The 21,952-nt window shown below is 60.9% G+C and carries 20 protein-coding genes; 11 read left to right on the top strand and 9 right to left on the bottom strand.

Annotation, left to right across the window (positions count from 1 at the left end; all coding sequences use genetic code 11):
* Positions 1-5: 5 nt before the first annotated feature.
* On the bottom strand, positions 6-566 hold the full coding sequence (locus tag AC07M7_RS17545) for a PadR family transcriptional regulator (RefSeq protein WP_136639541.1): 561 nt from the start codon (positions 564-566) through the stop codon (positions 6-8).
* 545 nt (positions 567-1,111) lie between these two features.
* On the opposite strand from AC07M7_RS17545, the gene aceE reads away from it, so the two are divergent.
* On the top strand, positions 1,112-3,799 hold the full coding sequence (gene aceE / locus AC07M7_RS17540) for a pyruvate dehydrogenase (acetyl-transferring), homodimeric type (RefSeq protein ID WP_495207942.1): 2,688 nt from the start codon (positions 1,112-1,114) through the stop codon (positions 3,797-3,799).
* A 147-nt stretch (positions 3,800-3,946) separates the two neighbouring features.
* Positions 3,947-5,980, top strand: a complete 2,034-nt coding sequence (locus tag AC07M7_RS17535; protein ID WP_495207941.1) for a hypothetical protein — start codon at positions 3,947-3,949, stop codon at positions 5,978-5,980.
* Positions 5,981-6,575: 595 nt separating this feature from the next.
* Here the strand turns inward: AC07M7_RS17535 and AC07M7_RS17530 are convergent.
* The 4 genes from AC07M7_RS17530 to AC07M7_RS17515 all read right to left on the bottom strand — a co-directional run bounded on the left by AC07M7_RS17530 (position 6,576) and on the right by AC07M7_RS17515 (position 9,653).
* Complete coding sequence (locus AC07M7_RS17530; RefSeq protein ID WP_495207940.1) at positions 6,576-7,478, bottom strand: HNH endonuclease; 903 nt, start codon at positions 7,476-7,478, stop codon at positions 6,576-6,578.
* A gap of 625 nt (positions 7,479-8,103) precedes the next feature.
* Positions 8,104-8,472: a hypothetical protein gene (locus AC07M7_RS17525; RefSeq protein WP_495207939.1), complete on the bottom strand. Its 369-nt coding sequence runs from the start codon at positions 8,470-8,472 to the stop codon at positions 8,104-8,106.
* A gap of 454 nt (positions 8,473-8,926) precedes the next feature.
* The gene (locus tag AC07M7_RS17520; RefSeq protein ID WP_495207938.1) at positions 8,927-9,352 is read right to left on the bottom strand and encodes an energy transducer TonB; all 426 of its coding nucleotides are present in this window, start codon (positions 9,350-9,352) and stop codon (positions 8,927-8,929) included.
* Between the two features lie 91 nt (positions 9,353-9,443).
* Positions 9,444-9,653, bottom strand: coding sequence for a hypothetical protein (locus AC07M7_RS17515; protein ID WP_495207937.1), 210 nt, complete (start codon positions 9,651-9,653; stop codon positions 9,444-9,446).
* Between the two features lie 669 nt (positions 9,654-10,322).
* Here AC07M7_RS17515 and AC07M7_RS17510 point away from each other — a divergent pair.
* From AC07M7_RS17510 to AC07M7_RS17490, 5 genes are all read left to right on the top strand, one after another.
* Positions 10,323-10,790, top strand: a complete 468-nt coding sequence (locus AC07M7_RS17510; RefSeq protein ID WP_495207936.1) for a hypothetical protein — start codon at positions 10,323-10,325, stop codon at positions 10,788-10,790.
* A gap of 9 nt (positions 10,791-10,799) precedes the next feature.
* A complete protein-coding gene (locus tag AC07M7_RS17505; protein WP_495207935.1) occupies positions 10,800-11,738 on the top strand; it encodes an XVIPCD domain-containing protein in 939 nt (312 codons plus the stop codon).
* Between the two features lie 133 nt (positions 11,739-11,871).
* Complete coding sequence (locus AC07M7_RS17500) at positions 11,872-12,798, top strand: XVIPCD domain-containing protein (protein WP_495207934.1); 927 nt, start codon at positions 11,872-11,874, stop codon at positions 12,796-12,798.
* A gap of 165 nt (positions 12,799-12,963) precedes the next feature.
* Entirely contained in the window at positions 12,964-14,109 is a 1,146-nt protein-coding gene (locus AC07M7_RS17495) for a YncE family protein (protein WP_495207933.1), read from the top strand.
* A gap of 176 nt (positions 14,110-14,285) precedes the next feature.
* Positions 14,286-14,975 (top strand): hypothetical protein, encoded by a 690-nt coding sequence (locus tag AC07M7_RS17490; protein ID WP_495207932.1) that lies wholly within the window; start codon positions 14,286-14,288, stop codon positions 14,973-14,975.
* Positions 14,976-15,004: 29 nt separating this feature from the next.
* Here AC07M7_RS17490 and AC07M7_RS17485 read toward each other — a convergent pair whose 3' ends face one another.
* Together AC07M7_RS17485 and AC07M7_RS17480 are read right to left on the bottom strand one after the other, a co-directional pair.
* The gene (locus AC07M7_RS17485) at positions 15,005-15,397 is read right to left on the bottom strand and encodes an XVIPCD domain-containing protein (protein ID WP_495207931.1); all 393 of its coding nucleotides are present in this window, start codon (positions 15,395-15,397) and stop codon (positions 15,005-15,007) included.
* A 75-nt stretch (positions 15,398-15,472) separates the two neighbouring features.
* Positions 15,473-15,952, bottom strand: a complete 480-nt coding sequence (locus AC07M7_RS17480; RefSeq protein ID WP_495207930.1) for a nuclear transport factor 2 family protein — start codon at positions 15,950-15,952, stop codon at positions 15,473-15,475.
* A 221-nt stretch (positions 15,953-16,173) separates the two neighbouring features.
* On the opposite strand from AC07M7_RS17480, the gene AC07M7_RS17475 reads away from it, so the two are divergent.
* The 4 genes from AC07M7_RS17475 (at position 16,174) to AC07M7_RS17460 (ending at position 20,633) form a co-directional block, all read left to right on the top strand.
* Complete coding sequence (locus AC07M7_RS17475; RefSeq protein WP_495207929.1) at positions 16,174-16,983, top strand: alpha/beta fold hydrolase; 810 nt, start codon at positions 16,174-16,176, stop codon at positions 16,981-16,983.
* 119 nt (positions 16,984-17,102) lie between these two features.
* Positions 17,103-18,053 (top strand): hypothetical protein, encoded by a 951-nt coding sequence (locus AC07M7_RS17470; protein ID WP_495207928.1) that lies wholly within the window; start codon positions 17,103-17,105, stop codon positions 18,051-18,053.
* Positions 18,054-18,934: 881 nt separating this feature from the next.
* The gene (locus AC07M7_RS17465) at positions 18,935-19,594 is read left to right on the top strand and encodes a hypothetical protein (protein ID WP_495207927.1); all 660 of its coding nucleotides are present in this window, start codon (positions 18,935-18,937) and stop codon (positions 19,592-19,594) included.
* Between the two features lie 70 nt (positions 19,595-19,664).
* Positions 19,665-20,633, top strand: a complete 969-nt coding sequence (locus AC07M7_RS17460) for a polysaccharide deacetylase family protein (RefSeq protein ID WP_495207926.1) — start codon at positions 19,665-19,667, stop codon at positions 20,631-20,633.
* Positions 20,634-20,636: 3 nt separating this feature from the next.
* On the opposite strand, the gene AC07M7_RS17455 is transcribed toward AC07M7_RS17460, so the two are convergent.
* Positions 20,637-21,563: a class I SAM-dependent methyltransferase gene (locus AC07M7_RS17455; protein ID WP_495207925.1), complete on the bottom strand. Its 927-nt coding sequence runs from the start codon at positions 21,561-21,563 to the stop codon at positions 20,637-20,639.
* Entirely contained in the window at positions 21,544-21,924 is a 381-nt protein-coding gene (locus AC07M7_RS17450; protein WP_046984485.1) for a hypothetical protein, read from the bottom strand. The genes AC07M7_RS17455 and AC07M7_RS17450 overlap by 20 nt, the downstream gene beginning before the upstream one ends.
* Between the last annotated feature and the right edge of the window lie 28 nt (positions 21,925-21,952).

The raw sequence follows: 21,952 nt of genomic DNA, 5'->3' as shown, positions 1-21,952 counted from the left end.
TGGATTCAGTCTGGCTGGGTCGTTGAAAAGGATTGGGTCTCGCTACCGGCCGTACCGTTGAGCAGCGCGGACGCCCGCGTCAGCAGCGCCGCTACTTCTTCCGCCTCGCCCTCGGCCCAGCGGCCGTGGTGATGCACCAGCGCCCGCTTGAACTCGCGCAGGGCGCCGGCCAGCGGCGGCGGCAGCGAGGCCTTGGTGATCTCGCGGGCGCGGTCGAAGGCGCGTCGCTGCGCCAGGCGCACCTGGGTGCGTTGCACCTTCAGCTCGAACTCGCCGGCGGTGGTGATGCGGAAGATCCGCTTGCCGTCCACTTCCTCGGCCTCGATCCAGCCGGCCTGCTCGAAGCTGGCCAGCAACGGGTACATGGTGCCGGCGCTGGGCGTATAGGCCTGCATGAACTGGTTGCTGATCAGCTGCATCAGCTCGTAGCCATGGCGCGGCTGCTCGCCGATCAGGGCCAGCACCAGCAGGCGCAGGTCGCCGCGGCTGAGCACCCGCGGCTGGCCGTTGCGGCGCGGCACCGCCGGATCGGTGGAACGGGCTCTGGGAGAAGCGGTACGGCTCATTTCGATATATCGTTAAACGAGTGTGCAAACGATATATCGATATATCGAAGCCGACAATCATCGATCCGGCCACAAGCAGGTCCGTTTTGGGCCACGGCCGGCCCCGCGCACAGCAAAAGGGGCGCCCCTTGCGAGGCGCCCCGGCGATGCTGTGGAAGGGAGCGGGGCGGCCAGGCCCCTCACTCACGGTCTACCCTGGGCTCAATGCCAGCGCCGATCCAGAGGCAGGTGCGACACGTTGTCGCCGGTTCAGCGCCAGCACCGGCGCGCTCGCGAGCAGGCCTGCCACGCTGCCCCACAACCGTCATCGGCAGCGGTAACACTGCGTCCTGCACATGGGCGCAGCGGCCCGCAAGCGACAGCCCGCGCGGCCAACAAGGCCCGCCGCAGGGCCTTCAGCGGGCCCGGCAAGCCCCTTGCGGACACTGGCCGGTTGCATCCATACGCCTGCGTAGCCAAGTGACGAAAGCCCTTGGTGCGCTACACTTTGCGGTCTAGAAATCTATACAACAGTCGCGCGCGTGCGTGCGGTTATGGGAGCGCTAATGAACTGGTTGAACGAGGTGCTGAACAACGACCCGAATCCTGTGGAAACCCAGGAGTGGATCGAGTCGTTGAAGGCCGTTATTGATGTCGAGGGCTCCGAGCGCGCGCATCAGCTGCTGGAAGGCATGGTGGAACTGACCCGTCGTTCGGGTGCCTACCTGCCGTTCTCTCCCACCACCGAGTACGTCAACACCATCGAGCCGCAGCTCGAGGCCAAGAGCCCGGGCAATGCCGAGCTGGAATGGCGCATCCGTTCGATCATCCGCTGGAACGCGATGGCCACCGTGGTCCGCGCCAACCGCAAGCCGGGTGACCTGGGCGGCCACATCGCCTCGTTCGCCTCCGGCGCCACCCTGTACGACGTGGGCTTCAACCACTTCTGGCGCGCCCCGAGCGAAAACCACCCGGGCGACCTGCTGTTCATCCAGGGCCACAGCGCCCCGGGCATCTACGCGCGTTCCTTCCTGGAAGGCCGCATCAGCGAAGAGCAGCTGGACAAGTTCCGCATGGAAGTGGACGGCGGTGGCCTGTCCTCGTACCCGCACCCGTGGCTGATGCCGGAATACTGGCAGACCCCGACCGTGTCGATGGGCCTGGGCCCGCTGGCCGCCATCTACCAGGCGCAGTTCATGCGCTACCTGGAAAACCGTGGCCTGATCGAGAAGTCCGACCGCAAGGTGTGGTGTTTCATCGGCGACGGCGAGAGCGACGAACCGGAAACCCTGGGCGCCATCGCACTGGCCGGCCGTGAAGGCCTGGACAACCTGATCTTCGTGGTGAACTGCAACCTGCAGCGCCTGGACGGCCCGGTGCGCGGCAACGGCAAGATCATCCAGGAACTGGAAGGCGTGTTCCGTGGCGGCGGCTGGAACGTGATCAAGCTGCTGTGGGGCGGTTACTGGGATGCCCTGCTGGCCAAGGACAGCGACGGCGTCCTGAAGAAGCTGATGATGGAAACCGTCGACGGCGAATACCAGAACTGCAAGGCCTTCGGCGGCGCGTATACCCGCGAGCATTTCTTCGGCAAGTACCCGGAAACCGCTGCGATGGTCGCCGGCCTGAGCGACGACGACATCTGGCGCCTGAACCGTGGTGGCCACGACCCGCACAAGGTGTACGCCGCCTACCACCAGGCCGTGAACACCAAGGGCATGCCGACCGTCATCCTGGCCAAGACCGTGAAGGGTTACGGCATGGGCAGCGCCGGTGAAGCGCTGAACCCGACCCACCAGACCAAGAAGCTGGACGACGAAGCGGTGCGCCACTTCCGCGACCGCTTCAACATTCCGGTGACCGACGCGCAGCTGGCCGACGGCCAGGTGCCGTTCTACCACCCGGGCCCGGATTCGCCAGAAGTGCAGTACCTGCAGGAACGCCGTGCATCGCTGGGTGGTTACCTGCCGCAGCGCCGCCGCAAGGCCGAAAAGAGCTTCAATGCACCGAAGCTGGAAAGCTACGAGCGCCTGCTGAAGAGCAGCGGCGAGCGCAGCTACTCCACCACCATGGCCTTCGTGCAGAGCCTGAACATCACCCTGCGCGACAAGGAACTGGGCCCGCACATCGTGCCGATCGTGGCCGACGAAGCCCGTACCTTCGGCATGGAAGGCCTGTTCCGCCAGATCGGCATCTACGCGCCGTTCGGCCAGAAGTACAAGCCGGTCGATGCCGACCAGCTGATGTTCTACCGCGAAGACCAGAGCGGCCAGGTGCTGCAGCAGGGCATCAGCGAGCCGGGTGCGATCAGCTCGTGGATGGCCGCCGGTACGAGCTACTCGGTCAGCAACGTGCCGATGCTGCCGTTCTACATCTACTACTCGATGTTCGGCTTCCAGCGCGTGGGCGACATCGCCTGGCAGGCCGCCGACATGCGTACCCGCGGCTTCCTGCTGGGTGGCACCGCCGGCCGCACCACGCTGAACGGTGAAGGCCTGCAGCACGAAGATGGCTTCAGCCATCTGGTGGCCGGTGGCATCCCGAACGTGCGCAGCTACGACCCGACCTTCGGCTTCGAAGTGACGGTGGTTCTGCAGCACGGCACCAAGCGCATGATGGAAGACCAGGTGGACGAGTATTACTACGTCACCCTGATGAACGAGAACTACACCCACCCGGAAATGCCGGAAGGCGCGGCCGAAGGCATCGTCAAGGGCATGTACCTGCTGACCGACGCCGGCAAGCCGAAGAAGGGCGAGCTGCGCGTGCAGCTGCTGGGTTCGGGCACCATCCTGCGCGAAGCCATTGCTGCTGCCGAGCTGCTGGATAAGGACTTCGGCGTGACCGCCGATATCTGGAGCTGCCCGAGCTTCAACGAACTGCGTCGCGATGGTTTCGACGTGGAACGTGCCAACCGCCTGCATCCGGAAGGTGAGCAGCGCAAGGCCTACGTGACCGAGCTGCTGGAAGGCCGTCAGGGCCCGGCGATTGCCGCCACCGACTACGTGCGTGCGTATGCGGACCAGATCCGCGCGTTCGTGCCGATGAGCTACACGGTGCTGGGTACGGATGGGTTTGGCCGTTCGGATACGCGGGCTAACCTGCGTCGTTTCTTTGAAGTTGACCGGTACTACATCGCGCATGCCGCGATTGCGGCGCTGGCGAAGGAAGGGAAGATGACCGCGAAGGACGTGGCCCGGGCGATCAAGCAGTACAAGATTGATCCGGAGAAGGCTAATCCTGTTGGGGTTTGATGTAGTCAATTAATTGACGAAAAAAGGCGGCCATTGGCCGCCTTTTTTTGTCCGTCGAGCTGTGTCATTTTAGAAGGTCGCAAGAGCGGATAAGTCTGATTCGAACTGTGCGGATAAGCTTAGTTGTGCAAACAAAAGGAGATGCTTGTGAGTCTTTTGGATGAAATTAGAAAAGAAAAGCACGTGGAGCCAACACGAAGGAAGTTCAAGCGCAAAATTTGGGAGGAGTGGGCGAGTTCCTCTTCCAGTCGCGAGGACAAAAGTCTGGCTCAGACTGCTCTTTGGATAGCGGATCAGTTATCGAATATTCGAAAGCTAGTAGTGATGGTGGGTGCGGATTACCCCGCATCGAAGTATGAAAGATGCAGAGCAATCGTTTCCGCGTGTAATCGCGAGACCATTTTGGCAGGGCTTCATGCCAATAAAGTAATGGGGCAGGGCAAGCCTTCAGGATCTTTGGTTCCAGTCAATGCATTCGTTGAGCTCAAAGTTGATCTGGATTTCGGGAGGTTTTCGCCCGACGAGATAATTCAATCTGTTGTGGATTCTTGCCAAATCCCTCTTTCTCTAATTGAAGAGAATTCCAGTTGTGGGGTAAATGGAAAGGTTGATGAGAAAGATCTGATTATAGCCATAAATATTGGGATCGCTTATGGATTTGTAGAGGATCTTTGGGATAAGGTCGTCTGGCGAAATTATGGCGTGATAAATGATGGGGTTGGACTCTCAAAGTTCCTCCCCAATGATGTTGATCTGATTGACTGGCAGGCAGAGTCAACGTATAGGGAGGGCTATCTTAGGCTTCAAGAGGTTAGTGCTGCTATAGGATTCGCGCAGCGATCAGCAAATAATACGGAAATATTTAAGAGAAGAATAAATAAAGTCATTGGATTGCGCAAAGATGGGAAAAGAAAGGTTATTGATATTGGGAGGGTTGACTACGAATCTCTCGATGATAGAGCTGATTTAACTACGTTCTATGTTCAGCTTCCCGTCTATTATCAAGACGTGAGGGCAATTGAATGGGAGCGTCAAAGCGGAGTCACACTAGAAGTCCTTGTGGAATCGTGGCGGATCCTGGGGGGGCTTGGTAAGGTGATGAAGAAAGAAATGAGTAAGCTGGAAGAGCGTTTTGTCAATGGGGACGCGACTCCAGATGATAGTTCGCTTGACGTTATCCAGTATCTTCGCCCTCTAAGCATTTCGGCGTTGGTAAGTCTTATTCAGCGGAGCTTGGATTTAAGCCCAGTAGTCGCTCGCGGCGTCATTGATTTCTTTACCTTTGATCCCGAGAGCAACTCGGAACTCTGGACGCAACCATTCGTGAGGGTCTCCGATGATTCGGTTGCCCCAGTTATCGCTTGTCTGGTCGACGCTAATATTTCAAGAAATGTAGATAAGTGGCTTCAGCAGTTGGGCCAGGATCTTACGGTAAGAGGTCCAATGTTCGAGAAATATATTTACAGTTCATTCTCTGATGGTGATGTAAGTAATATTATATCTAGCAACTTTAAATGCCTGGAGGGTGGTATAAAGTTCTCTCCCGAGTCTGGGCGATCAGAGCAGATAGATGTTGTTATTCGGGCAGGTGACATGCTCTTGCTGGGAGAGGCTAAATGTACTCTACGCCCTACGGATGACAAGATGTGGGCTCGTCACATGGATGTCATTAATGGTGCCGTAACTCAGATTAATAGAAAGGTGGAGTGTGTTAACTCCAACAGGACGGAGTTTGAGGCGTTGCTTCGGAAACATGGTGTTGTTTTTGAAGGTGAATTCAGTGTAGTGCCCGTTGTGATAATGAGTTGCCCAATTCACGTTGGCAAAATAGTTGATGGGGTGATGATTGCAGACATGCCTATGCTATCTGTGTTCTTTAATAACAAGCTCGAGCAAGGGGTGGTTGATTTCGCAGATGGTAGACGAGAAGTGGCGAGCGTTGAGACATTCTTTGATTCGAGTGTGAATATGAAGTCTGCAATTGAGCGCTACTTTAATGATCCACCCCAGCTTCGTCCTATACGCGATGGTTTGAAATGGCGAGACGTTGACTTCAGTTTGCCTTCGGATGCACGCACCGAAGTTAAGCTTCGGTCCAGGATGGTCGAGGTTGACGTCGAGGCGGCTATTTCGAAGGTTGGCATCCCGCAAGCTATCAATCAGAACGCTGAGATGTTCTAGCGCGCGTTGCGAACTTAGGCGGGGCAGGATAAGCACTAGTACTGCCTCGCCTTTCGGAATGACGAATTCGATCAATAATTCGCATCTTCCGTTTAGTATCTAACGCCGATGTATCCTTGAGATATACGTGCGGGTGTCAGGCGTGACCGACATAAAACGCGATGTGTAGGATAAGACGAGCGAAGCAATTTGTTGCTCAATAGTGAGTCACTGAAGACCTGTTCAGGTGTTGCTTTTCCCGAAGGGAACAACGATGGGCGAAGTGTTGGAAGAAGATATCAAGCGCTGGACCGATCGCGCAGTTCGGCGCCGTACCTCAAGACCATCCAGGGCAAGATGACGGTGGCAACAACCAGCTACAATTTGAGTTGACCCCGGTCGAAAACGAGAGCGGGGTCGGGGATGGCAAGCGTGCCATGGAGAGTGTCTTGCGTTTCAAGCCGGAAGGCGTGTGCCAGCAACGAGCGGCAACTGAAGATCCTGCGGCAAGCGTATAGCGCGGCGATGTTGAGGATTCACTCCTGAAAAAAGTTGGCATCCCTGCTAGGAAAGGAAGAGAGCTGACGCGTTCGATCCAGCAAGGCCTGACCTGACCTTAAAAATCCTGCGGTATGGGATGGTGTCTATCAAAAACAGTATCTTGGTGAAACTCCAAGAAGCCAATCTGCTTTGGGGAGAAGACTCCATATCGAAGTGATGCGTCTAAGTTCAGACCTAAACGAGCTTGTACGTCGGTAGGTAGGGCGTTCGAAACTAGTAGGCGACCGCTCGACGAAAAGCTAATCCACCCCCGATCAAACAGCAGATCCGCGTGCGGAGCCAGCAGAAGCCCGTTCTCGCCATCAACGCGCTCGCTGTCAGTACTGTTTGCCCATGGTTTGATATGGCTCGCGCGAAGGAATCTCAGATCCTCAATGCCGGTCAGTCGACAGCCCTTCTCAACGCCAATCAGGCGCTCACGGAACAGGCGTTGCTTCGTCCGCACTTCGGTTTCGCGTCTTGTGCTGGTGGCGGCAACGTCATCGACAGCGGCATCGATCTCAGCTCGGTCCGTCCCACCTGCTGCGAGGCCCAGTGAGGATTCCAGTGATTTCAAGCGGAACACGATCGCAGATCGTGGCTGCCCTTCTCGATCTGGCGTGCCAGGCTGAACGTAGGAGGACTGGCACATGAACCTACCGAGGTACCGATAGGGACGCCCCTTGCCCATCATCTGAAATACCACCAGCGTCTTGCCATCCTTGACGTGCTCACCGATCGCTCGGTTGCCCGCCACGTACTTCATGTCCCCCACTTGACCCTCGCCGAAGTAATGAAAAACTTCGTCGTCGTCCCAGAAATCACGGTAGCCATGAGGTACGCCGGCCTCGCCAGTGAACGCGATGACTAGCGGATACTCCTTGGGTGTCGAAATGCCGCCTTGCTGTTGCCCGCCAAATACACCGTGGATCTGCTTTTGGCGGTTGTAGAGCGCGCCCACCTCGAATGGGAGTTCCATCCTAGATCCCTGTCCCAGTAGCTAAGTGCCCAGGATTCTAGCCAGAACCAGGTTCTTTGTGTCATTGGTTGACGGGTTTGGCTACTAGGACAGGGTGCAGATGGGGTCTATTGGGACGCAGGTCTGGGGCAGACGTTCTCAGGTGGGCTCAAGTTCCTTCTACGTTCCTCGGGTGAGCCCCATCCATATTTCCAGCGCTGTAGCTGTATTGCATCGCTTGCAACCGTGGATATGGTGACTATCAGAAGACTTGGCCCAGAGTTGTCCACGAACAATATGGCATCGCCACGTACGCTCATATCAAAGAAGCGTCTACCGAAATCATGCTTTCCGATGGTGATGCCTTGGCAAGCCAACTCTTCGGCAAAGCTCTCGGCGTCGGCCCGAAACAGGGCAAACTCCGAGTCGGTGAGTCTTGGGTAGACCTCAAAATTCATCGTGTTGGCCGGCGCATGGGCCCTGCCAATGATCAATCCCAGTAGCGCTGCCGCCGTCAGGGCAAGTAACGTCCGGCTCGGCATAGTGAGGCCAGTGTTGGAGGCTAAAGGGCTCAGACAGCGGCGAATGCTTAGGGCCGTGCATACGATCCGGCGCATTGCATTCGATGTGCGTAGCGAAGCACGCTCTATTCCCGAACCTGCAACCGCTCAATAGCCTGCGCAGTCAACGCAACACACGCCATCTTCAGCCCCTCCATCACCCGATCCCCCAGGTACTCCTCGGGCGCGCCATTCTGCCGAGTCCGCTCCGCAGCCAGCATCAGCTCCGCGACCACGCGCAGCCCCGCCAGCGCGCAATCCGCATCTGCAAGCTGAAGACACCGCCCAGGCAGTTGATGCCGCTCTGGCCAAGGCTGGCCGTCCGCAGCCACACCGCTGCCAATGCGGCGCAGCGTGGCGACGAAGGTGTTGGGATCGGGGGACGGTTCGCGCTCGGCGTCGGCGTTGTCCGGATCGTACTGCGCGTGCAGGGAACGGAAGTCCGATGTGGTCATGGCAATGCTCCGTACAGGACAGATAGCAGCGCCACCAGATAAAGGCGGCGGACGATGCGTGGTTCGAAAGCCGGACAGTAACCATGCCGGTGGGTCCGAAGACCCCCACGCACCGCCCGCCATGGAACGCGAACGGATTGCCAGCCGGCGTCACACAAGGTGACGCCGGCTGACAAGCGCAAAACACAAGGTTACTGAGCGGGCTTTCGAACCCCGCGCCACCCTTTTCCGGTGGCACGCCAAGAGATACCCGTGCAGCAACCAAATGCCAAGAAGCCACAGGACTGATGATCGCCAGTCCTGACGCTTTCGGCATTGTCGCACACGGTGTTAAGCCGGCAAGCGATTGCGCCGCAACGCTCTTGAAGGGCTTGGCGCTGTTGGCCTCAAGCGCATGAGCGCCCGCAGCCAGCGCGATGGCCTAGGGTCAATCGCGACAGATTGGACCAGTGGTTCAGCCGGGCGGCGCCTCGGCCGTGGGCACGAAGGTCAGGCGGACCCGTACCCGTGCATACCGCGCGACACCCTCAACCACGACCGGATCAAAGCGCCATTGGTCCACTGCGGTAAGGGCCGCACGATCAAACTCCCGCAGTCCGCTGGACCGCGCCACCATCACGTTGGAAACGTGGCCAAGCTCATCCAGTTGAGCAACCAGCAGCACCGCCATGGGAGCCTGCAGAAAGGTATCGGGCGGCGTGGCAGGGGCCGTTGAATACTCAATGGCAGGTGCCTGCTGCAGCTTGAAGGAGGGATTGTCACCGGCCTCTACAAACACTTCAGTGGAAACCTGCGGGTCTGCCGCCATGGCCATGGCAGGTGTAGCGCCCAGCAGCATCAGAGCGAGGTTCAGTGCCAGGGCGGTGTTCAAACGGGTCATACGTGGTTTCCATTCCGGTGCGCTGCCAGCATAGCGGTCATCCCCTGGCATCGCCTGCCTTGAATGCCGGCGTGCGGGATTTCTGCGCGGATCACATAGGCGCGCCCGGCCGTGACCACAGCGAATCGTCGCGCTCCAGGTCATAGTCGCTGCCGAACGCCAGCGCCGCCTCGCGTGGCGGAAGGTCTGCGTAGCAGCCCAGCAGGTACTCATCCATGCCGGCATCGCGGTGGTCGATGGCGAACAGGTGGAGGAGCTCCTTGTCGAAGGCTTCCAGCCATGTGGGGTCGATCTTGGTCATGGTCATCCTCCAGTGGGGGAAGAGAAGATGGCTTAGGGCTGTCTCAGCGACTGTGACGGTGCGGCCCCGCCCAACTTTGGCGGGGCCGCATCCGCTTCGCTTTCGGCCGTTGATCAACTCGTATGGCAAGCTGCAGCGCAAGTGGCACAGCCATTCGACTGCCGGTACCACCTCTGGGCTTCAGCCACGGCCGTCCTGCAGCTGGTGTGCAAGCCGAGGTCCTGCGTGGACTGTGCGCGAGCAAGCCAATAGCATCCCTGTTTATGCACCTCATGGTCTCCATTGGCCTGCGGCGTTCTGTTCACAAAGTAGCGGTCCATTTACTACCCCCTATGCGTGTACGTAAGCGCACCATTGCGCGTGGTCGACTTTGATCACTCCCAGTCGCAGGAGCCGCGACGCAGCGAACTTCGTCGCAGAATCATCTGCGGCCGGGGTGTATAAGTACGGGCGAAGGCGCCTTCAACGGCTTCGATGAGCCTTGGAAGAGGAAAAGCGATGTTTCGACAAGGAAGATGGTTGGTCTGCCTGGCCTTGGTACTGTCAGGTTCCCTGCTGGGTGGCTGCCGAGCCAGCTCCGAGGCGGTACCCGGGCCGCGCGCCCCGGTAGAGAACGGGACCCTGGTGCCCTTCGTCAGGCCGCTGCCGCTGGTAGCGATGACCACACCCATGGTGGTCGAGTTCACCCTACCGTCCCCAGGGGAAAGCTCCTCGCAAACCTTGTTTCTTGGAATTCGGGTGAGTGGAGAAGACGGGCTGCAATCACTGAATGCGGGCCGTGAGGTCCGCAGTACGGGCCTGCCCGCCGAGGTGAAACTGGAGCGGCTTGAGGCCCAGCAGCGCATTCCTGTTCCGTTGGTGAGGGTGGCGTCGGTGGCAGGAACGCCCGCGCGGATTGAGCCCATCGGACCCACGGGCCGGGTGGCAGGCGGGTGGTTGGATGACGTCGATCATCAGTCTCTGCAGTCAGCAGGATTGGAGGCGCCCGACAGCCACCACACACAACTGGCCCTCGCTTGGGCTCAGGAACTGCAGCCTGGCCACTACAGGCTGAGTATGCAGATACTGAAGCCTGATGATCGGTTGGCGGCCGTACAAGCCGAGTTGCTGGTGGCCTACGTAAACAAGTCGAAGTAGGAGTGCGTCATGGACGACAAGTACACAGTCACAATCTTCGTTGCCGCTCCCGGCACGCCGCTGCTGGCGGGAGGGACATCCAGCGCCGGCCACGTCTACTACAAAGTGGCGCATGGCAAGGACGAGGTGAGTTTTGGCTTTGCACCCATCGAGCATGGCGTCGTCACTGGGCCCGGAATGGTCTACAACAATGACGCCGAGCAGTACAAAGACCCGTACTACACGCGGACGATGGAGATCAGCAAGCAGCAGTACGACAAGCTGGTGGAATTCGGCGCAAAGCCCGGCGAGCATGGATTCAATACCGAGTATCACGGTGTAGAGAACAGCTGTATCGACTACACGTGGGGCGCACTGAATCACGCTGGGCTTCATCGAACCAACCTTCTCTTCATGCAAGACAAGAGCTTCGAAGGTGGCCTGAAACCGCTCAGCAATGTGGAGCACATCCGCAGCATCCGCGCGCCCTTCCCAGATAGCGCGCTGAATACCGAGCACTACAACAAAATGCCGGAGAGAACGCTGATGCAGCGAATCATCAGCGATGAGCAACTGCCGCGCGGCGATCGAGATATGCTCGATTCCATCCGCAGGGGAGTGGCGGGCATCGATGAGGTACATGGCCGTTCCTACGATGGGACCAGCGAGCGGATCTCAGCGGGGTTGTTGGCTACGGCCAAGGAGAGCGGGCTGGAGCATGTCGATCATGTGGTATTGGGCAATGCTCCAAGCGATGGCTCGGCGCAGCGACTGTTCGTCGTGCAGGGGGAGCTTAACGATCCCGCCCATGTGCGAGCTTCGATGACGGCGGAGGAGGCTGCGCGAACGCCGGTGGAGCAGTCATTCGCCAAGGTCGAGCAGATTTCGCAGGCCCAGCAGGAACGAGCCTCGTTGGCGCCGCAGGAGCCGGCTCTGGAGCAAACCCGGGCGCCGCTGCAGATGGGCTGACTTCCAGCGATTGCACGGCAGATCACAGTTTCGAGCGCCTCGGCCTCGAAACTGCTTTCATCTCCACCTGCCTCCCATCCCACCTATGCCATCATCCGCCCAGGACCGCAGCACCCATCAAGGCTGAACAGGCATGGAGCAGGAAACACGCTACACGGCAACGCTGTACCTGGCCGCCCCCGGCACACCACTGAAGAGCGGGGGCATCTCGCCGCGCGGCCACATGTACCTGCAGGTAGCAGCAGGCGACGAGGCCCACAGCTACGGCTTCGCACCGCCGCGTCAGTCGCCGGGCGAAACCCACACCGGCGTGCAGTACGCGCAGGTGCGCCACGACGATGCCGACGAGCATCTGGACCCGTACTACAGCCGCACCCTGGAAATCACTGAGGAGCATTACGGCTGCCTGCGTGACTTCGCCGAGGAGCCAGCTGAGTTCGAATTCGACGTGGATCGCCCGGCCACCATCAACCGCTGCAGCGATTTCGTCTGGGCGGCGCTGCACTACGCCGGCCTGCATCCGCTGCCGGCGCCGCTGGACGGCGGCAGCAACCTGGGCGAGTTCGCGGTGCTGTTCAACCTGCCGGAAATCCAGTGCATTGCCGCGCCGTTCCCGGGCAGCGATCTGAATGCCGAAACCCACCATGCGATGCCCGAGCGCGAGGCCGAACATCATCGCCAGGGCGACCGTGCCAGCGATGAGCCGCCACCGACGCCGATTGAGGTGGCCGGCACGCTGCTGGACCCTTCGCATCCGGACCATCGCCTGTTCGCGCAGTTGATCCAGAAAGTGGCCGAGCTGGACGCCGCGCATGGCCGCCCGTTCGATGCCGCCAGCCAGCGCATCAGCGCCAGCCTGCTGGTGCTGGCCAAGCAGAACAATCTCTCGCGCGTGGACCACGTGCTGCTCAGCCAGCCGACCCAAAGCAGCCATGCCGCCGAGAGCATCTTCATCGTGCAGGGCGATCGCAACGACCCGGGGCACCGCCGCGCCAGCATCGCTACAGAAGTGGCGGCCAAGACCGATGTGGCCGATTCGCTGCGCTTGAAAGAGCAGTAATCCGCGCGCCTGCCATACGCGCGCCGGCGCACGCCACGCCCCCCACCTGCTACCATTCCCCCGCTACCCAGCCAGCCCACCCCGCGCAGACAGATGCAGGTCGGGCCGTCGTAGAACGGCCCAGCGAGCCAGGACACCCTCCCGTGCCCATTCAAGGACGCTCGCATGTTCCGTAATCCTCTTTTCCGCTCGGCCGCCCTGGCCGTTGCCGTTTCGCTCAGCCTCGGCGTGCCCTCCGCGTTCGCCGACAACGCACCCGCCGCCAGTGCCACCGCCTCTGTGCAGCGCCAGGCCGTGGCCAAGGGCCTGTACGAGCTGGCCTACAGCCCGAAGCAGAACGCCGTGTTCGTGGCCTCCTCTGGCGGCTTCGGCGATGACGCCGGCCCGGCCCAGGTGCTGCGCTTGAACCCGACCACGCTGGCCGTGGAAACCCGCATCCCGCTGGAGCGCAAGGCGTTCGGCGTGGTGCTGGATGACGCCCACGACCGCCTGTATGTGGGCAACACCGTGGACCTGTCGGTGACCGTGGTCGACACCGCGCAGAACAAGGCCGTCGGCACCATCCAGCTGATGGAGAAGAAGACCGGCAAGGACGGCAAGGCTGCCTACACCCACGACCTGCGCGAGCTGGTGGTCGACAGCGCGGCCAACCGCCTGTACGTGACCGGCCACAGCAGCCAGCCGGACGTGAGCAGCGTGCTGTTCGTGATCGATACGAACACGCTGAAGGTGATCAACACCATCGACGGCCTGGGCAATGCCAAGGCACCGGGCCTGGCGCTGGATGCGGCCAACAAGCGCGTCTACACCAGCAACCTGCTGGCCGACCTGGTAGTGGTGGGCACCGATTCGAACAAGGTGGTGGCGCAGCACAAGATCGCCGCCGAGCAGCCGATGAACATCGCGCTGGACCCGGCCGGCAAGCGCCTGTTCGTGACCGACCAGGGCTCGGAATTCCTGCGTGGCTACCAGGCCAAGAGCAGCGGCCTGGTCAGCAAGCATCCGGGCCAGCGCGTGCTGGTGCTCGACCGCAGCACCGGCAAGGAACTGGCCAGCATCCCGACTGATGCCGGTCCGCTGGGCATCCTGCTGGATGCACCGCGCAAGCGCCTGTACGTGACCAACCGCGAAGCCGGTACGGTGACTTCGTACAACAGTGACAGCTACCAGAAGGTGGCCACCTACACCGTGCCGACCCACCCGAACAGCCTGGCGCTGGATGCGAAGAACAACGTGTTGTTCGTGAGCATCAAGAACGGCGAGAAGGATGACAAGGGCGCTGACGAGAGCGTGGCGCGGATTCAGCTGTAACGTTCGCGCTGGATTGAACGGGCCCGCGCCCTCGGCCGTCGTTCGTGGAGCGGGCCTTTTCTATTGATGCGGATTGCATGACGCTGGACTAGGAAGTGTTGCAAAAGCAGGAGCGTCGCTTGTTGCGGTGGGGTAGTACATGTAGCGTCATCAGCCTTCCAGGGGAGGCTTATCCAATGAGTACGTATACCGCGTTCGTCGAGCTGGCATTTGAGAGGCTGAACAAAGAGTTGGCGATACCGAAGGGATTCGCCGTGGCACTCTACGAAGAGGAAGACTCGTGGAGCTTCATCTCGAAGCTGGCGCAGCTCGTCGAGGCGGTCTTCACGCGGGCTGTCGTCGATGCCCTGCGGGAGCCGCTGATACTCGAAGTGATCAGCAATCTTCCGCAGGAAGTGAGGATAAACTTTCTGCGCAAGATGAACATCATCGACAGCGAACAGAAATCGATGTTCAAGGCCGTTGCAGAGATCAGGAACCAGTACATCCATGACCTCTCCAACATCGACGTTCCGCTGGATGCCTACATCAAGAATCTGGAGGACGGCGCAAGGAAGGGACTCTTCAAACGGTTCAAGCCGTACTTCGTCGACCCGAAGATGTCCATTGAGGAGTTCATCTCAGAATGCAGGCCACAGGTTTTCCATGTGTGCGTGCTGGAGCTGCTGAAGGTGCATGGAGCGGTGGCCTCCATGAACATCAAGAAGGATCACGAGGAATTCCTTCTGGCACAGACAAGAAGGTTGCTTCCGGAGAGGAATGAAAAGCAGTTCCTGCAGACTTACGAATTGGATGTGATGGAATACGTGCGTAAAGCGAAGGACGTCCTGAAGCGCGAGGGGTTGTACACCCTCCGGTTTCAGTAGCCGGGCGCCAAAACAGCCTCCGCGCCTGCTTACCCCATCCGCGGCGCGGGATTCTGCATCTCCTGCGCCTGAGCCTCGACCTGCTGCGGCATACCCATCCCCAGCTTCTGCATCGACTGCTCCACCGGCGTCTGCGCCGCCACAGCGGTCGGCATCATCGCCCGCAGATGCGCGGGGTTGGCCGGGTCGCCCTGCACCACAAAGATGTTGTGCCCGGCCGGCTGGTTGGTCGTCGCATTGCTGACCAGCACGTGGTCGACCTGCTGCAGGCCCTGCTCGCGGGCGAGCACGGTCAGGCTGGCAGTCAGGCGTTCGCTGGTCTGGTCGAACGGACGGCCGTGCTGGGCGTCCAGCGCGGCCACGCCTTGGCGGACCTGCTGGTTGAGGCCATAGTCGGGGTGATTGGGGGTGATGTCTGCCATGGCGATCGAACGGTAGCGGTGGGTCGTGGTGGGCCCGGTCAGTATAGATCCGGCCCGTGAAGCGCGCCCGACGAATCAGTCCGCCGCATGGTGGTCGTAGCTGATCACCCGCTCGGCCAGCCAGCGCCCGTCCACGCGGTGCCAGACCTGGATGAAACGGGCCTGGCCCACCCAGCGCTCCACGCCGTCCTTGCCGCGCTCGTGGAAGCGGTGGTCGCCGATCTCCAGCGCCCGTTCGTCGTGCAGCGGGAACACTTGCAACGAAGGTTCCACCAGTTCACGGCGCAGGCTCCAGCCGCCCTTGCGCGCATTGCTGCACATGTTGGCCACGCTGCGGCGGAAGTCCTCGCGGCTGCTGGCCGACTTGCCGTCCTTGTCATGGAAGAACTCCATGTCTTCGGTGGTCATCGCGGCGGCCCTGTCGGCATCGCAGGCCTCGAACGCCACTGCGAACAACTGTGTATCCGCCTGGCGGATCTGTTCGCGCAGGTCATCGGTGGACGGCGCTGTGGCGGCGAGGCCGGCGGCCAGCAAGGGCAGGGTGAGCAGCAGCATGACGAAGCTCCAAGGGTGGTTCACGCAGGCTCGCATGGACTTTGGCCCGTTGCAGCCGACCTGCGACGAAACGGGCTTTCCGCGGAGCGAATGCCCGCATTGGCGGCCCGGCCGAGGCGGCGTCGCCTGTGCAGGCGATGTCATGGCGACCGACGATTCCATCACGGTCGCGATAGGCGGCGGCCAATAACCTGAAAGTCTCCCCTTCCACAGGAGCTGCCATGCCTGCTTCCCGCATTCGCCTGCACGTTGAAGACACCGGTGGTGACGGCCGCCCGGTCATCCTGATCCACGGCTGGCCGCTGTCCGCCGATGCCTGGAAGACGCAGGTGTCGATCCTGCGTGATGCCCGGCACCGGGTGATCAGCTACGACCGGCGTGGCTTCGGCCGCTCCGACAAGCCGGCCGAGGGCTACGACTACGACACGCTGGCGGCGGACCTGGCCGGGTTGATCGAGGAGCGTGACCTGCGTGACGTCACCCTGGTCGGCTTCTCGATGGGCGGCGGTGAGGTGGCGCGCTATGTGGCCAATCACGGGCAGGATCGACTGCACAGCGTGGTGTTTGCTGCTGCTGTGCCGCCGTATCTGCTGCGCAGTGATGACAACCCAGAGGGCCCGCTTACCCAGGAAAAGGCCGATGAAATGCGCAGCGGTCTGGAGAAGGATCGCGAGGCCTTCTTCGATGGCTTCACCCGCGACTTCTTCAGCGCCAATGGCCAGTTGATGGTGACCGAAGAGACGCGTCAGGCGGCGATCGCGCTGTGCCATCAGTCCGATCAGACGGCGGCGCTGGGGTGCATGAAGGCGTTTGCTACCACCGACTTCCGCGAAGACCTGAAGAAGATCACGGTACCAACCCTGATTCTGCACGGCGACAGCGATGCCATCGTGCCGTTCGAGGGTTCTGGCGAACGTACCCATCAGGCGATTGCCGGCAGCGAAGTGGTGATCCTGGAAGGTGCGCCGCATGGCTGCAACACCAGCCATGCTGATCACTTCAATCTGGCACTGCTGAACTTCCTACGTTGAGTGACGTGATTCCCATTATCTTTGTGACTGGATCGATAATTCTCATCACATTTGGCTGGAGTTAATGAAGACTTATACGTTCGGGTCGATACCGTTGCCGGTACTCCAGCGAGATGAAAATGGCAACGGAACTAGCTTTCAGCATTGAATTCAACGACACCATCAACGCAGAGCGCGCCTACGAGCTGTACTGGGCGGACGTGATTACGGACAAGCGCGCGTTTCTTTGCCCCGAGCACGAGAGTGGCTGTCCAGCAAAGTACACCTGCGCGAACTTGGATACCGAGCAGCTTCAATTGAAGCAGGTGCCCCACTTCCGCAATCAGCACGATAGCGAGCTGCACATGGAGGGCTGCCCCCACGTCGCTGAGCTCGAGGTCCGGGGAGGCAGCGGAGAAAGCCGTCCCAGCGAAGTGGGGCAGCCGGCGCCCGACCGATTTCTTCTGACGCGCCCTGTGGGACATTTCGATGTTCGCCAGGGGACAGCGAGTGAGACTGGCTTTGGTGCCGGCGGCCGCAGCGGCAGCGGGGAAACAAGCGGAACGCGCAGCCGTCGCACCCAGTTCTACTCGCTCGCCGCGCTGGTATCGCGCTGGCTCAAGGCCAGGCAGGACAACATGGATGACACGATGATTGTCAGCGCAGGTACACAGGAACCAATGACCTATCGGGAGCTGTTCGAGAATTTCTTCGAGAAGCGCCCTTACCTTTCTGGGAACACGCGCGTGTACTGGAGTAAGGCATGGATCCGGAAGACAGACGATGGCTTCAAGATCATTTTCTGTGAACCGGTCACGGCCCTTGCCGGCGAAATGCTGGCGGAACCTTTGCGTCCCTCTGCGATGGTGTGGAACAGCGTCTTGGCGGCATCGGAGATGAAATCCCTGCATGCCAGGCGTCTTCAGCGCTTCGCGGAAAGCGAAGCGCCCTGCGTGGTATTCCTCTATGGGGCTCCCGCGCTGCAGGAGAAGCACTCACGGACCTATCTGAACTTCGACGTGAAGAGCTTGGATCTTGTTGATGTGCAGGGTACCGATATCTTTGACAGGATCCGACGTCCCCAAGACTGAGTAGCTTTGGCCCATCAGTAGGACTAAGGGGACGCCAGCCTTGGCCTTCCAATGTCCCGCCAGCCGGATTCGTGATACGTGAGTCTCGCTGGCGGGCAGAGGTCCGCAAATTGAGCGCAGTGACTTCACCAGCGTCATGATTGCCGCTTCATTCGCGAGTTTGTCCTGCGTCCGAATCGAGCCCTGCCACGTTCGGGCAGTAGGATGCCACATAGGGATTGTGAGCGGTACCGGGAGATCATATGAGTGATGTGGCGATGTTGTTGGATGCTGGGCTTCCCGTAGCTGTCGTCGCGGTGATCAGTGGCGTAGTTCTCGGCGCGAAAGTAGTACAGGCGCTATACGCGTACCTTCGTCAGTGGCGAAAGGAGTGTCTGGAGCTGTGGGATCGCTCAAAGGTAGATGATGCGTTCTGGCTGGAGTCATATATCAACCATCGATACAACGTGCGTTCTCCCCGGCGGATCTGGTTCGAGCGTGCCTAGAGGCAGGTAATTCGACAACGATGATGAGGGATCTTGTCATGAACTGGCGATTCTTCCAGGGGAATTCCCTGCCTACATTGCGCTAGCGTGGCGCCAGCAGGAACCACCCGATTCTTCTCTGGGTTGAGCTGGCGATGCTCCCTCTGGTCTATTTTGGTTTCGTTGTTCTGGGCCTGTTGGTTATCGATAAGGGGGGGAGGGGGGGGCTGCGGGCCCGTTGATTTCATTGGGTGCACTGAGCTTCTGGTCGTTCCTGACATTTATCGGCGCACGAAGAGCGCTATCTGATCTGAGACGGCAGGATGAAACAGATGAGCGGGTTTCGTTGTCGTATCCGCCAGCCGACAGGCACAGGGCGCTTGGTTAGGATGGTCCTTTGTTGTCACGGATGAACCGATGGTCTCTGCTGCTACCCGCTTCTGTCGTATCTGTGGTCCCGGCCCGATCCTGATGGTGCTGCAGGTGGTGGCGCTGCTGTCGATGGCGCTGGCTGCCGGCTTCTTCCATTACCGCGTGGATCTGCTGTTGGAGCCGGTGGATGAAACCTGCGGCGGCCCGGATCCGGTGGCACGCATGCAGGTGGCGGAGCAGTTGATGGCCCGTTCGCTGGCGCTTGAGCCTTGGCAGCCGTTGCATTGGATTCCGCTGGCCGGCGTGGTGCTGGCCATGCTGGGCGCGATGTCGATCAGTCTCTATCGGCTCGGGCGCCTGCCGGGGAGACTGCGCCTGGCCAACTGGGGAATGATGGCACTGCATGGCGTGATACTGGCGTTGGCCAGTTGGGCGCTGCGTCTGTACGACACGGCATGGACCAGCGTGGCGACGCTGTCTCCTGCGGCGTGCATGGTTGAGCTGGGTGAGCAGGGCAGGTTGCCGCTGGCGCAGGCGCAGCAGGTGGTGTTCGAGATCCTCACCCATGAGCATGCGCCGCTGCTGCGCAACCCTGATGACCTTGCCCTGGTGCTGGTCGCGTTGATGCTGATGGCGATGGCTGCGGGATTCATGCTGTGGCGGGCGATCGTGCGCGAACGTCAGGTGCCGTCGCCCAGCCCATAGCGGGTGTGTGACCAACCACGCGCCCGCAATCGCGCTAAAGTCAGCACTTCGCTCCTGCAAGGATGTGCTGATGCGTTGGTTGCTGCGTACTGTGCCATTGCTGTTGTGTTCGTTGGCGGTGCACGCCGCCGAAGTGGATCGCCGGATCGCGGTGACCATCGACGACCTGCCCTGGGCGCGGGTGGACGAGATCATTCCGCCGGACCTGCAGTCGCGGCATGAAGCGCTGATGGCACAGCTTCGCCAGGCGGGCGTGCCGGTGGTCGGCTTCGTCAACGAGAACAAGCTGGAGGTAGACGGACAGGTGCAGCCGGCGCGGGTGCAGATGCTGCGCGACTGGCTGGACGCCGGCTACGCGCTGGGCAACCACACGTACTCACACATGGATCTGAATGCCAAGGGCGTACCTGCGTTCCAGCAGGATTTTCTGCGTGGCGAGACGGTGCTGCGGCCGTTGCTGGCCGAGCGCGGCCTGAAACCGCAATGGATGCGCCATCCCTATCTACGTGCCGGGCGCACGCCGGAAGAACGGGCGGAGATGGACGTGTTCTTCAAGGAGCACGGCTACCGCGTGGCTCCGGTGACGGTCGACAACGGCGAGTGGGTCTGGTCGTTCGCCTATGCCAACGTGATGAACGAACAGCCTGACTCACCCGAGCGCGAGGCGACGCTGGCACAGCTGCGCAAGGGCTATGTGCCCTACATGCTGAACAAGTTGGACTACTACGAGAAGCAGTCGCAGGCGCTGCTGGGCCATGCGCTGCCGCAGGTCTGGCTGATGCATGCCAACGAACTCAATGCAGCCACGTTCGCCGAACTGGTGGCGGCGACCAAGCGCCGCGGGTACCGCTTCATCTCGCTGGAGAACGCGATGCGCGATCCTGCTTACGCGCGTGGCGCCGAGGGCTACAGCGGTCGCTATGGCCCGAGCTGGCTGCACCGCTGGGCGATGGCCGAGAAGAAGCCGAGAGACTTCTACGCCGGTGAACCGGTGGTGCCGGCGTGGGTGATGAAGCTGGCCAAGGTGGATTCGGAGTGAGGCTCAGCGCTTGACGGCCAGCACACCGTCCAGCGCCAGTTCGGCCTTGAAGCCGGCCTTTTCCAGGCGCTTGGCGACTTCGCGTGGGACATCGCGTCCGCTGGTCAGCTTGTTCGGCGCACCGGTGTAGTGGAACAGGCGCCCGCCCTTGCGGATGACGCGGGCGAGGTGGTCGTAGAACACCTGCGAGTACAGTTCGCCGGCGATGCCGAAGCGCGGCGGGTCGTGCAGGATCGCGTCGACGCTGCTGCTGGCCACCTGTTCGATCTGCTGCGAGACATCGCCATGGCTGAACTGCAGGCGGCCACCGGCGGCAGCCGAATCCGGATCCGGGGACCACGAGTTGAGCGTGCGCAGCCACATCACGTCGGCATTCTTCTCGAACGAGCGGATCTGGCCGACACCGGCCTCCAGCGCGCAGGCGGCGAAGTAGCCCAGGCCACCGCAGGTATCGAGGATGACCTTCCCGGCCGGGGCGACCAGCTCCACCTTGCGGCGCGCGTCCTCGAACGGTGACAGCTTCGAGGTGGGCAGCATCTTGATACCGTCGATCTCGAAGGTCGGTGCGCCCCATTCGGTCGGCACCAGCTTGATCAGCGAACCGCTGTAGCGCGAGATCGGCGCGAAGTCCTCGCCGTCCCAGTAGTACAGCGTGCGGTCCTTCAGCTTGCCCGGCCACGGGTAGGGCTGGCCGCGGAAGTGGAAGCCGTCGGTGTTCAGGGCCACGGTGTCCTGGCTCCGGCCCAGGTCGAGCGATCCCTGCCAGTCGGCAGCGCCCTTGTCATGGGCACGGCGCAGGGTGTCAGCGCTGTCGCGGGTCAGCAGGGGGCCGGTGTAATGGGGCACGGCGGGTACCGGGGCGGTTCGGGGGAGGGCATGGTACCGCAGCTGTTGTAGAGCCAAGCCGATGTCAAAGTAGATCCACGCCATGCGTGGATGCAGGCAGGGAGGAGTCGAGCGTAGGCCCGACGCTACCGCTGGTACAGCTGAAGCCGTGCGTGGCTCCTTCCCCTGAGATCATGCCGACGCCACGCGATGGCTGCATGCCCTGCAGCGCGCACGACCGACGATGGACCTCCTGGGTTTCCGGTGGCTGCCGATCAAAGTCATAGCGCAGGCTGCCGTCTTCCTGCAGCAGCCAATGCACGGTAACGCGCTCATGGCGACCATCACCGAGATCCCAGTCAAGTGTGCGCATGATCAGGGTCTGGCCATCGGGCAGTTGCCGGACTTCGTCATAGGCGCCCTGGGTCTTCGGCGCGCTTACCGCAAGCAGCAGAAAAAGCAGCATTGGCATCGCTCCTCAAAGAAGACAGGTT

This window comes from Stenotrophomonas sp. GW821-FHT09E08, assembly GCF_059416125.1.
This window is presented reverse-complemented; position numbering and strand designations above follow the sequence as displayed.

What these genes read in the sequence shown, in the direction of transcription:
- AC07M7_RS17545 (WP_136639541.1), bottom strand. Translation starts at nt 566, where the DNA reads ATGAGCCGTACCGCTTCTCCCAGAGCCCGTTCCACCGATCCGGCGGTG.
- aceE (WP_495207942.1), top strand. Translation starts at nt 1,112, where the DNA reads ATGAACTGGTTGAACGAGGTGCTGAACAACGACCCGAATCCTGTGGAA.
- AC07M7_RS17530 (WP_495207940.1), bottom strand. Translation starts at nt 7,478, where the DNA reads ATGGAACTCCCATTCGAGGTGGGCGCGCTCTACAACCGCCAAAAGCAG.
- AC07M7_RS17525 (WP_495207939.1), bottom strand. Translation starts at nt 8,472, where the DNA reads ATGACCACATCGGACTTCCGTTCCCTGCACGCGCAGTACGATCCGGAC.
- AC07M7_RS17520 (WP_495207938.1), bottom strand. Translation starts at nt 9,352, where the DNA reads ATGACCCGTTTGAACACCGCCCTGGCACTGAACCTCGCTCTGATGCTG.
- AC07M7_RS17515 (WP_495207937.1), bottom strand. Translation starts at nt 9,653, where the DNA reads ATGACCAAGATCGACCCCACATGGCTGGAAGCCTTCGACAAGGAGCTC.
- AC07M7_RS17510 (WP_495207936.1), top strand. Translation starts at nt 10,323, where the DNA reads ATGGTGGTCGAGTTCACCCTACCGTCCCCAGGGGAAAGCTCCTCGCAA.
- AC07M7_RS17505 (WP_495207935.1), top strand. Translation starts at nt 10,800, where the DNA reads ATGGACGACAAGTACACAGTCACAATCTTCGTTGCCGCTCCCGGCACG.
- AC07M7_RS17500 (WP_495207934.1), top strand. Translation starts at nt 11,872, where the DNA reads ATGGAGCAGGAAACACGCTACACGGCAACGCTGTACCTGGCCGCCCCC.
- AC07M7_RS17495 (WP_495207933.1), top strand. Translation starts at nt 12,964, where the DNA reads ATGTTCCGTAATCCTCTTTTCCGCTCGGCCGCCCTGGCCGTTGCCGTT.
- AC07M7_RS17490 (WP_495207932.1), top strand. Translation starts at nt 14,286, where the DNA reads ATGAGTACGTATACCGCGTTCGTCGAGCTGGCATTTGAGAGGCTGAAC.
- AC07M7_RS17485 (WP_495207931.1), bottom strand. Translation starts at nt 15,397, where the DNA reads ATGGCAGACATCACCCCCAATCACCCCGACTATGGCCTCAACCAGCAG.
- AC07M7_RS17480 (WP_495207930.1), bottom strand. Translation starts at nt 15,952, where the DNA reads ATGCTGCTGCTCACCCTGCCCTTGCTGGCCGCCGGCCTCGCCGCCACA.
- AC07M7_RS17475 (WP_495207929.1), top strand. Translation starts at nt 16,174, where the DNA reads ATGCCTGCTTCCCGCATTCGCCTGCACGTTGAAGACACCGGTGGTGAC.
- AC07M7_RS17470 (WP_495207928.1), top strand. Translation starts at nt 17,103, where the DNA reads ATGGCAACGGAACTAGCTTTCAGCATTGAATTCAACGACACCATCAAC.
- AC07M7_RS17465 (WP_495207927.1), top strand. Translation starts at nt 18,935, where the DNA reads ATGGTCTCTGCTGCTACCCGCTTCTGTCGTATCTGTGGTCCCGGCCCG.
- AC07M7_RS17460 (WP_495207926.1), top strand. Translation starts at nt 19,665, where the DNA reads ATGCGTTGGTTGCTGCGTACTGTGCCATTGCTGTTGTGTTCGTTGGCG.
- AC07M7_RS17455 (WP_495207925.1), bottom strand. Translation starts at nt 21,563, where the DNA reads ATGGCGTGGATCTACTTTGACATCGGCTTGGCTCTACAACAGCTGCGG.
- AC07M7_RS17450 (WP_046984485.1), bottom strand. Translation starts at nt 21,924, where the DNA reads ATGCTGCTTTTTCTGCTGCTTGCGGTAAGCGCGCCGAAGACCCAGGGC.